This is a genomic window from Streptomyces sp. NPDC056361 (assembly GCF_042262805.1).
Classification (GTDB): Bacteria; Actinomycetota; Actinomycetes; order Streptomycetales; family Streptomycetaceae; genus Streptomyces.
In genome coordinates this window covers 1-9,335 of sequence record NZ_JBHJQI010000048.1, presented here as the reverse complement: position 1 = coordinate 9,335, position 9,335 = coordinate 1, and the positions used below count along the sequence as shown (strand labels likewise).

11 protein-coding genes are annotated in these 9,335 nt (G+C 68.6%); 6 read left to right on the top strand and 5 right to left on the bottom strand.

The window, feature by feature from the left end:
- Positions 1–126: 126 nt before the first annotated feature.
- Positions 127–738, bottom strand: coding sequence for a phage tail protein (locus tag ACFCY7_RS17720; protein ID WP_376485917.1), 612 nt, complete (start codon positions 736–738; stop codon positions 127–129).
- Positions 739–937: 199 nt separating this feature from the next.
- The gene (locus ACFCY7_RS17715; protein ID WP_376485916.1) at positions 938–1,348 is read right to left on the bottom strand and encodes a hypothetical protein; all 411 of its coding nucleotides are present in this window, start codon (positions 1,346–1,348) and stop codon (positions 938–940) included.
- 311 nt (positions 1,349–1,659) lie between these two features.
- Here ACFCY7_RS17715 and ACFCY7_RS17710 point away from each other — a divergent pair, with 311 nt between their 5' ends.
- Positions 1,660–2,487, top strand: coding sequence for a hypothetical protein (locus ACFCY7_RS17710; protein WP_376485913.1), 828 nt, complete (start codon positions 1,660–1,662; stop codon positions 2,485–2,487).
- 53 nt (positions 2,488–2,540) lie between these two features.
- Here ACFCY7_RS17710 and ACFCY7_RS17705 read toward each other — a convergent pair whose 3' ends face one another.
- The 3 genes from ACFCY7_RS17705 to ACFCY7_RS17695 are packed head-to-tail and all read right to left on the bottom strand — an operon-like array spanning position 2,541 to position 3,860.
- A complete protein-coding gene (locus ACFCY7_RS17705) occupies positions 2,541–2,762 on the bottom strand; it encodes a hypothetical protein (RefSeq protein ID WP_376485912.1) in 222 nt (73 codons plus the stop codon).
- The gene (locus ACFCY7_RS17700) at positions 2,756–3,592 is read right to left on the bottom strand and encodes a hypothetical protein (protein ID WP_376485910.1); all 837 of its coding nucleotides are present in this window, start codon (positions 3,590–3,592) and stop codon (positions 2,756–2,758) included. The genes ACFCY7_RS17705 and ACFCY7_RS17700 overlap by 7 nt, the downstream gene beginning before the upstream one ends.
- Positions 3,585–3,860, bottom strand: coding sequence for a WhiB family transcriptional regulator (locus tag ACFCY7_RS17695; RefSeq protein ID WP_376485909.1), 276 nt, complete (start codon positions 3,858–3,860; stop codon positions 3,585–3,587). The genes ACFCY7_RS17700 and ACFCY7_RS17695 overlap by 8 nt, the downstream gene beginning before the upstream one ends.
- A gap of 255 nt (positions 3,861–4,115) precedes the next feature.
- On the opposite strand from ACFCY7_RS17695, the gene ACFCY7_RS17690 reads away from it, so the two are divergent.
- The 5 genes from ACFCY7_RS17690 to tuf all read left to right on the top strand — a co-directional run bounded on the left by ACFCY7_RS17690 (position 4,116) and on the right by tuf (position 9,224).
- A complete protein-coding gene (locus ACFCY7_RS17690; protein ID WP_367827700.1) occupies positions 4,116–4,565 on the top strand; it encodes a helix-turn-helix domain-containing protein in 450 nt (149 codons plus the stop codon).
- Positions 4,566–4,864: 299 nt separating this feature from the next.
- Positions 4,865–5,236 carry a 30S ribosomal protein S12 gene (rpsL, locus tag ACFCY7_RS17685; protein ID WP_003948652.1) on the top strand — a complete coding sequence of 124 codons (372 nt, stop codon included), beginning with the start codon at positions 4,865–4,867 and terminating at the stop codon, positions 5,234–5,236.
- A 2-nt stretch (positions 5,237–5,238) separates the two neighbouring features.
- Positions 5,239–5,709, top strand: a complete 471-nt coding sequence (gene rpsG / locus ACFCY7_RS17680) for a 30S ribosomal protein S7 (protein WP_015035567.1) — start codon at positions 5,239–5,241, stop codon at positions 5,707–5,709.
- A gap of 39 nt (positions 5,710–5,748) precedes the next feature.
- Positions 5,749–7,878, top strand: coding sequence for an elongation factor G (gene fusA / locus ACFCY7_RS17675; RefSeq protein WP_367827701.1), 2,130 nt, complete (start codon positions 5,749–5,751; stop codon positions 7,876–7,878).
- A 152-nt stretch (positions 7,879–8,030) separates the two neighbouring features.
- Positions 8,031–9,224 (top strand): elongation factor Tu, encoded by a 1,194-nt coding sequence (gene tuf / locus ACFCY7_RS17670; protein WP_033201985.1) that lies wholly within the window; start codon positions 8,031–8,033, stop codon positions 9,222–9,224.
- Positions 9,225–9,335: the final 111 nt, after the last annotated feature.

The window sequence follows — 9,335 nt, the reverse complement described above, 5'->3', positions numbered from 1 at the left end:
TTTTTTTTTTTTTTTTTTGTTTTTGTTTTTTTTTTTTTTTTTTTTTTTTTTTTTTTTGTGGTGGGGGGGGGGGGGGGGGGGGGGGGGGCGGGCCCCCCCCCCCCCCCCCCCCCGGGGGGAGAGGGATCAGACGGTCGCGGAGTACTGGCTGTCCTTCATGAGGAAGGTCGCCAGCGGCTTGCCGTCACCCTTCGACATCGCGCTGAAGGTGATGCCCAGCTGGGACGCCGCCTTGCGGGCCATCTTGATGTCGTCGGTGGCGGTGACCTGACCGCGCGGGATGATGAAGCGGTAGCGCACCGCGGTCGTGCCGCCGGCCTTGACGTCGGTGAACTCCAGGCCGAGGGCACGCACGTCGGCGAACGGGCGCTCGGCGATCTCGTAGCGGTAGGTGTCGACGGCGGGCGCCGGCTCCGACTTGACGGCGTCGCCGCCCATGAAGAAGGGCAGCGTGTCCTCGTTGAACTGGAGCAGCGAGAACTTCAGCGAGAGGTCACGGCTCGAGTAGATGTAGTGGATCGGGGAGACCGACTGCCACGAGTCGATGGCCTCCAGCTTGTCCTTCTTGGAGAAGGTGACGCCGTCGCCGGAGGTGAAGCCGAGGTCCTTCCAGCCCGCGCCGGTCCAGTCGGCGGCGGAGTCCGCGCCGAAGGCGGTCGGGGCGGCGGTGCCGGCGTCGGCGACGAAGAGCTTGCCGCTGCCTGCGACGCGGATCTCGGCAGAGTTGTTTCCAGCCATGGTGGGTTTCTCCTTGGGTTGGGATGGGTTGCGCCGCCCCGGACGTCGGGTCCGGGTACGGCAAAGGCCCCGCCGGACGGCGAGGCCTGGTCTGTGGGTGAGCGCCCGTGGGGGAGCGAGCCGTGAGGGCTCGGGGGTCGGGCGGCTCGGGAGTGGCTCGGGTGGTGCGAGTCGTGCTGCGAGCAGTGCTGCGCGCGGCTCAGAAGACGGTCAGGGAGAGGCGGATGACGCAGAGGTAGCGGTTCGCGCCCCGGTAGAGGTAGTCGGGGAGCCAGCGCGGCCCGTCCTGCTCCTCGACGTCGTGGACGAGGTTGTTGGCACCGAGCTGCTTGCCGATGGTGGCGAGCAGCGCCCGCCGGGCGCCGTTGGCGAGGACGTGGGCGGCGGTCTTGCTCGGCCCGTACACCTCGAACTCGATCAGCGGCTTGTCGATGTGCTCGTCGCCGATCCAGGCGCCGCCGCGGCGGTTGACCAGGACGGCGCTCTGGGTGCCGTCGAAGCCGGCCGGCGGGTTCACCGCGATGGTGGCGCCGGCGAGGGCGGGGTCGGCCTTGAGGACGTCGACGACCAGCTTCTCGACGTCCGGGAAAGCACTCGGGGGAGTGGTCATGACGGTTCTCCTCGGGAGAGCGGACGGGTGCGGGAGGGGGTGCCGTCCGGGGCGCTCCGGCGGGAGGGGGCGGGGCGCGGCAGCGCTCCCGGACGGCGAACGGCGGAGGCTGCTGCCCGTCCTGCGGGCGCAGCTCCGCCGCTGCACCAACTGTGACAGAGAGCGTGCGCGCACGCAACTAGTTCTGGATGGGGTGCCGATCCGGCGCTGGTCCCGTGCTGCTCCGGTGCTGGTCCCGTGCTCCGGACCCCGGGAAACGGGGCCCGGGACCCCTCGGTAAGTTGGCCGCCACCGAACCGAGGGAGCCGCCCGTGTCCGCCGACCGCGCCCGCCTGCTGTACGTGACCGACCTCGCCTACCCGGCCAGGGGGCGGCGGTACTGCGACGAGGACATCCAGCTGACCGCCCGGCTGCGGGCCGACTTCGACCTGGCGCTGTGCCACCCGCTCGACGCGGCCGCGCTCATGGAGGGCTTCGACGCCGTGGTCGTCCGCAACAGCGGCCCGGTCCTCGGCTACCAGGAGGCGTACGACGCCTTCCGCGAGCGGGCGACCGCGCTCGGCACCCGCGTCTACAACCCGCTGCACGGCCGCGGCGACATGGCCGGCAAGCAGTACCTCCTCGACCTGACGGCCGCCGGGTACCCCGTCATCCCCACCGTCGACCGGGCCGAGGACCTGCACCTGCTGCCCGAGGCCGAGCTGTACGCGGTCAAGCCCAAGGCGGGCGCCGACTCCATAGGACTGCGGTTCCTGCCGTACGGGGAACTCGCCGGCCTCGCCTACGGCGAGCTCCTGGTGCAGCCGCGCGTGGACTTCCGGTACGAGGTGTCCTTCTACTTCGTCGACGACGCCTTCCAGTACGCCCTCCACGCCCCCGACCCCGAGCGCCGCTGGGTCCTCGAACCGTACGAGCCGACCGCCGAGGACCTCGCGTTCGCCCGCCGCTTCGTCGACTGGAACACCCTCGACCACGGCATCCAGCGCGTCGACGCCTGCCGCGCCCCGGGCGGGGAGCTGCTCCTCGTCGAGCTGGAGGACCTCAACCCGTACCTCTCCCTGGACCGCGTGCCCGAGCCGGTGCGCGAACGGTTCGCCGACGACCTGGTCCGCTCCCTGCGCGCCTTCCTGGCGGCATGACGAAGCGCCCCGCGTCCGGAGGGGACGCGGGGCGCTTCGCAGGGGGAGGGGCTTCAGGCGGTACGGGGGCGGCGGCGGGCCAGCCGCTCCGCCGCGAAGACGTCCTCCAGGCGGAAGAGCTGGGCCCGGCCGGCCCGGCCCGCCGCCCGCAGATGGCCCAGCTGGACCCACTTGCGGATCGTGGCGGGCGCGACGCCCGCCTCCTCGGCGGCGAGCGGCCCGGGGATCAGCGCGGGCAGCGCGGGCAGCACGGGCAGTGCGGGCGAGCTCAGCATCCGGTTTCCTTCGTGTCGTCCATCGCCGCTTCGATCTCCTCGGTACGCGTCCCCGAGGCCTCCGACAGCTCTTCCCACTGGTCCTCGGCCCACAGGTGCCGGTACGCGGGGTCGTCCTGGCAGCCGCACGCCGCGTCCGTGCAGACGCACGCCGGGTTCACGCACAGCACCGCCCGGCGGTCGGGGAACGCCCGCAGCGACACGGAGTCGCACCAGGGGCAGCGGCCCGTCACCCGTACGACCGTCTCCGCGTCGCCGAGCGTGCGGGCGCAGCGGCGGGCCATCCGGCGGATCTCGTCGCGGACGTGCCGGGCGAGGTCCGGGTGCCCGGCGACGGCGTCGAGCAGTCCGACGATCCGGCGCAGCCGCTCGATCACCCCGGCCCGGCGGGGCCTCGGCAGCGTGAGCCGGGCGCAGACCGCCTCCTCCAGCTCCACCACGCCGTCGGTGATGTCCCGGATGGCGTCGGAGATGTGCAGCCGGATGGGGGCGGCGCCGTGCCCGGGGACGGAGAGCCCGTGCCGCTGTTCGAGGAGCAGCGCCTCGCGCCGCTCCTCGCGGATCAGCTCGTCGCGGCCCGGGTGCGGCGCGGTGGGCGCGGTGCCGGCGGGGGAGCGGCGGCCGGGCGCCAACTCCTCGGACAGCTCGGGGAACTGTCGTACGAGGGAGGCGGCCCAGAGCATGATGTCGCGCAGGACGACCTCGACGGTCCGGCCCGCGCCGGCCGCAGCGGACGTGTCGGGGCGGTGGGCACCGGTCGGAGCGGAGGTGTCGGGGCGGTGGGCGCCGGCGGTGGTGCCCGTGCTCTCGTTCTCGGTCGGGTCAGCCACGGCGACCGCTCCCCACCAGCGCGACGGCCTTGGCGACGCGCTGGGTGTCCGCGGGGCGGCCGTTGCGCCAGAGGCGGCCCGCGCAGACGCCGTCGAAGTAGCTCTCGGACGGGGCCACCGCGGCCTCGCACTCGCGGCGCACGGGGCAGTCGGCGCAGGCCCGCAGAGCCGGGGCCGCCTCTTTGGCGCGGCGGGCGAAGACGACGGACGGGGAGAGGCCGGCGCACGCGGCGGAGGCCTGCCAGGGGGACGGGTCGGGCTGGAACAAGGGAGTTTCTCCACGGTCCGGGGCCCGCCGGGGCTCCATGGGGCCGGTGGGGCTCCTGGGGCTCAGGGGGCCGACGAGTGCGGCGGCGAGTCAGACTTACACGTTGCGTGCGAGCGCGCAACAAAAATCGCCACCCCCGTGAACCGCCCTTCACCGATTCGACACGATTGCGTGCCCGAAAGCACGTAATTCCGTGCGCGCAAGCACGCTAAGGTATGGGATCCGGAGGGTGGGGGAGCGAGGAGCGGTAAACACATGAGCACTCAAGGGCTCGACGAGTTCGCAGGCTGGGTCGAAGGCCTGATGCGGGCGCGCGGATACGACATCGACAGCCCCCGCGGTGGCGGGAAGTCCCGCATCGCGGACGAGGCCGGAGTGCACCGCGCCGCCGTCACGCGGCTGCTGCAGCGGCAGAGCATGCCGGACCTGGAGACCATGCGCCGGATCGCACCCCTGCTCGGGGTGTCCGTCCGCGACATGCTGATCCGGTCGGGCCGGGTGTCCCCCGAGGAACTCCCGCTGGCGGCGGACCTGCTGCCGCCCAGCGACTGGCAGCCGACGATGGAGGACTTCGCCCGCTGGCTCGGCGTGCCCGACGAGCGCCTGGGCGTCTTCGTCAAGGTCGTGAACCAGTTCCTGGAGCCCGACGCCGAGGGCGCCGACGCCCCCGCGGCCGTCGAGCCGAGGCGCACCGCTCGCGACTGACCGCGACCGACCGCCACCGCCCGCGACCGGCGGCCCTCCCCGGGGCCGCCGGGACTCCGCGCGTGTGGGCATTTGTTTTGACCGGAGTCCATGCGATAGGTACGCTCATGCCTTGTGCCTGGGGTGTGCCTGGGCTCGTGTGCGTGTCCTCAACCGCACGGCGAGTCATATATCGGCCACCGTGATCCGCGCCTTCTCCGCCTCGTGCGGGGGTCCGCGAGATTCGACACACCCGACCGCGTGGGTCGGTGAATGTTCCAGGTTAGTTTTACCGACGGCACACAGAAACCGGAGAAGTAGTGCCTACGATCCAGCAGCTGGTCCGTAAGGGCCGGCAGGACAAGGTCGAGAAGAACAAGACGCCCGCACTCGAGGGTTCCCCTCAGCGTCGCGGCGTCTGCACGCGTGTGTTCACGACCACCCCGAAGAAGCCGAACTCGGCGCTCCGTAAGGTCGCGCGTGTGCGTCTGACCTCCGGCATCGAGGTCACGGCCTACATCCCGGGTGAGGGTCACAACCTGCAGGAGCACTCCATCGTGCTCGTGCGCGGTGGCCGTGTGAAGGACCTGCCGGGTGTTCGTTACAAGATCATCCGCGGTTCCCTCGACACGCAGGGCGTCAAGAACCGTAAGCAGGCTCGCAGCCGCTACGGCGCCAAGAAGGAGAAGTAAGAATGCCTCGTAAGGGCCCCGCCCCGAAGCGCCCGGTCATCATCGACCCGGTCTACAGCTCTCCTCTTGTCACCTCGCTGATCAACAAGATCCTGCTGGACGGCAAGCGTTCCACCGCCGAGCGCATCGTGTACGGCGCCATGGAGGGTCTTCGCGAGAAGACCGGCCAGGACCCGGTCATCACGCTGAAGCGCGCTCTCGAGAACGTCAAGCCGGCCCTCGAGGTCAAGTCCCGCCGTGTCGGTGGCGCCACCTACCAGGTGCCGATCGAGGTCAAGCCGGGCCGCGCGTCCACGCTGGCCCTCCGCTGGCTCGTCGGTTACTCCCGCGCCCGTCGCGAGAAGACCATGACCGAGCGCCTCATGAACGAGCTCCTCGACGCCTCCAACGGTCTTGGCGCTGCGGTCAAGAAGCGCGAGGACACGCACAAGATGGCCGAGTCCAACAAGGCCTTCGCGCACTACCGCTGGTAGTCGCAACCCACATCGAGACCGAGAGAAGACTGAGCCGATATGGCTACCACTTCGCTTGACCTTGCCAAGGTGCGCAACATCGGCATCATGGCTCACATCGACGCGGGCAAGACGACCACCACCGAGCGGATCCTGTTCTACACCGGTGTCTCGTACAAGATCGGTGAAGTCCACGACGGCGCTGCCACGATGGACTGGATGGAGCAGGAGCAGGAGCGCGGCATCACGATCACGTCCGCCGCGACGACCTGCCACTGGCCGCTCGAGAACGTCGATCACACGATCAACATCATCGACACGCCGGGTCACGTCGACTTCACCGTCGAGGTGGAGCGTTCGCTGCGCGTGCTCGACGGTGCTGTCACCGTGTTCGACGGTGTGGCCGGTGTCGAGCCCCAGTCCGAGACTGTCTGGCGTCAGGCGGACCGCTACGGCGTGCCGCGCATCTGCTTCGTCAACAAGCTCGACCGTACGGGTGCCGAGTTCCTCCGCTGCGTCGACATGATCGTGGAGCGCCTCGGCGCCGTCCCGATCGTCATGCAGCTCCCCATCGGTGCCGAGATGGACTTCCAGGGCGTTGTCGACCTGGTCCGCATGAAGGCGCTTGTCTGGTCCGCCGAGGCCAGCAAGGGCGAGATGTACGACGTCGTCGACATCCCGGCCTCGCACACCGAGCTCGCCGAAGAGTGGCGCGCGAAGCTGGTCGAGACCGTCGCCGAGAACGACGAGGAGCTCATGGAGCTCTTCCTCGAGGGCGTCGAGCCCACCGAGGAGCAGCTCTACGCTGCCGTCCGTCGCATCACCATTGCCTCCGGCAAGGGTGGCGGCGAGAAGACGGTCACCCCCGTCTTCTGTGGCACCGCGTTCAAGAACAAGGGCGTCCAGCCCCTGCTCGACGCGGTCGTGCGCTACCTCCCCTCCCCCCTGGACGTCGAGGCCATCGAGGGCCACGGCGTGAAGGACCCGGAGGAGGTCGTCAAGCGCAAGCCGTCCGACGACGAGCCGCTGTCGGCCCTCGCGTTCAAGATCGCGAGCGACCCGCACCTCGGCAAGCTCACCTTCGTCCGGATCTACTCCGGTCGCCTGGAGGCCGGCACCGCGGTGCTGAACTCCGTCAAGGGCAAGAAGGAGCGCATCGGCAAGATCTACCGCATGCACGCGAACAAGCGTGAGGAGATCGACTCGGTGGGCGCCGGCGACATCGTCGCCGTCATGGGCCTCAAGCAGACCACCACCGGTGAGACGCTGTGCGACGAGAAGAACCCGGTCATCCTGGAGTCCATGGACTTCCCGGCGCCGGTCATTCAGGTCGCCATCGAGCCCAAGTCCAAGGGTGACCAGGAGAAGCTGGGTGTCGCCATCCAGCGTCTCGCGGAGGAGGACCCCTCCTTCCAGGTGCACTCGGACGAGGAGACCGGCCAGACCATCATCGGTGGTATGGGCGAGCTTCACCTCGACATCCTCGTCGACCGCATGCGTCGCGAGTTCAAGGTCGAGGCGAACGTCGGCAAGCCGCAGGTCGCGTACCGCGAGACGATCCGCAAGGCCGTCGAGCGACTTGACTACACCCACAAGAAGCAGACCGGTGGTACCGGTCAGTTCGCCAAGGTGCAGATCGCGATCGAGCCCATCGAGGGCGGCGACGCCTCGTACGAGTTCGTGAACAAGGTCACCGGTGGCCGCATCCCGAAGGAGTACATCCCTTCGGTCGACGCGGGTGCGCAGGAGGCCATGCAGTTCGGCATCCTGGCCGGCTACGAGATGACTGGCGTCCGCGTCATCCTTCTCGACGGTGGCTACCACGAGGTCGACTCCTCCGAGCTGGCGTTCAAGATCGCCGGTTCGCAGGCCTTCAAGGAGGCCGCGCGGAAGGCTTCGCCGGTCATCCTCGAGCCCATGATGTCCGTCGAGGTCACCACGCCCGAGGACTACATGGGTGAGGTCATCGGCGACATCAACTCCCGCCGTGGCCAGATCCAGGCCATGGAGGAGCGCAGCGGCGCCCGCGTCGTGAAGGGCCTCGTGCCCCTCTCGGAGATGTTCGGCTACGTCGGCGACCTCCGCAGCAAGACCTCGGGTCGCGCAAGCTACTCGATGCAGTTCGACTCCTACGCCGAGGTTCCGCGGAACGTCGCCGAGGAGATCATCGCGAAGGCCAAGGGCGAGTAACTCTCCCGAGTTCACGCTTTAGGCTTGACACCAGTCGCCGGGGCTCAGCCCCCGAAACCCGAGGGAATCGGGCCCCGGCGGATGGCATCCCAGCAAAGATCACCTGGCGCCGATGAAGCAAGGCGTACAGAACCACTCCGCAGGAGGATCAAGTGGCGAAGGCAAAGTTCGAGCGGACTAAGCCGCACGTCAACATCGGTACCATCGGTCACATCGACCACGGTAAGACGACCCTCACGGCCGCCATTACCAAGGTGCTGCACGACGCGTACCCGGACCTGAACGAGGCCTCGGCCTTCGACCAGATCGACAAGGCTCCCGAGGAGCGCCAGCGCGGTATCACGATCTCGATCGCGCACGTCGAGTACCAGACGGAGTCGCGTCACTACGCGCACGTCGACTGCCCCGGTCACGCTGACTACATCAAGAACATGATCACGGGTGCCGCGCAGATGGACGGCGCCATCCTCGTGGTCGCCGCCACCGACGGCCCGATGCCGCAGACCAAGGAGCACGTGCTCCTGGCCCGCCAGGTCGGCGTTCCGTACATCGTCGTCGCCCTGAACAAGGCCGACATGGTGGACGACGAGGAGATCCTGGAGCTCGTCGAGCTCGAGGTTCGTGAGCTCCTCTCCGAGTACGAGTTCCCGGGCGACGACCTTCCGGTCGTCCGTGTCTCGGCGCTCAAGGCGCTCGAGGGCGACAAGGAGTGGGGCGAGAAGCTCCTCGGCCTCATGCACGCGGTGGACGAGTCCATCCCGCAGCCCGAGCGTGACGTCGACAAGCCGTTCCTGATGCCGATCGAGGACGTCTTCACGATCACCGGTCGTGGCACCGTCGTCACCGGTCGTATCGAGCGTGGTGTCCTCAAGGTCAACGAGACCGTCGACATCATCGGCATCAAGACCGAGAAGACCACCACCACGGTCACCGGCATCGAGATGTTCCGCAAGCTGCTCGACGAGGGCCAGGCCGGTGAGAACGTCGGTCTGCTCCTCCGTGGCATCAAGCGCGAGGACGTCGAGCGCGGCCAGGTCATCATCAAGCCGGGTTCGGTCACGCCGCACACGAACTTCGAGGCCCAGGCCTACATCCTGTCGAAGGACGAGGGTGGCCGTCACACCCCGTTCTTCAACAACTACCGCCCGCAGTTCTACTTCCGTACCACGGACGTGACCGGCGTCGTGACCCTCCCCGAGGGCACCGAGATGGTCATGCCGGGCGACAACACCGCCATGAGCGTTGAGCTGATCCAGCCCATCGCCATGGAGGAGGGCCTCAAGTTCGCCATCCGTGAGGGTGGCCGGACCGTCGGCGCCGGCCAGGTCGTCAAGATCACTGCCTGATCTTGAACTGACCTGGTAGCTCCTACGAGCTGCTGAGCCGGTCACTTATACACATCTGGCGCTCCCGACGAGGTAATTAGGGACTATCTCGGGGGGCGCAGGATCATTAAA

Coding starts and splice junctions, on each gene's coding strand:
- ACFCY7_RS17715 (WP_376485916.1), bottom strand. CDS start 1,348: ATGACCACTCCCCCGAGTGCTTTCCCGGACGTCGAGAAGCTGGTCGTC.
- rpsG (WP_015035567.1), top strand. CDS start 5,239: ATGCCTCGTAAGGGCCCCGCCCCGAAGCGCCCGGTCATCATCGACCCG.
- ACFCY7_RS17720 (WP_376485917.1), bottom strand. CDS start 738: ATGGCTGGAAACAACTCTGCCGAGATCCGCGTCGCAGGCAGCGGCAAG.
- fusA (WP_367827701.1), top strand. CDS start 5,749: ATGGCTACCACTTCGCTTGACCTTGCCAAGGTGCGCAACATCGGCATC.
- ACFCY7_RS17690 (WP_367827700.1), top strand. CDS start 4,116: ATGAGCACTCAAGGGCTCGACGAGTTCGCAGGCTGGGTCGAAGGCCTG.
- ACFCY7_RS17705 (WP_376485912.1), bottom strand. CDS start 2,762: ATGCTGAGCTCGCCCGCACTGCCCGTGCTGCCCGCGCTGCCCGCGCTG.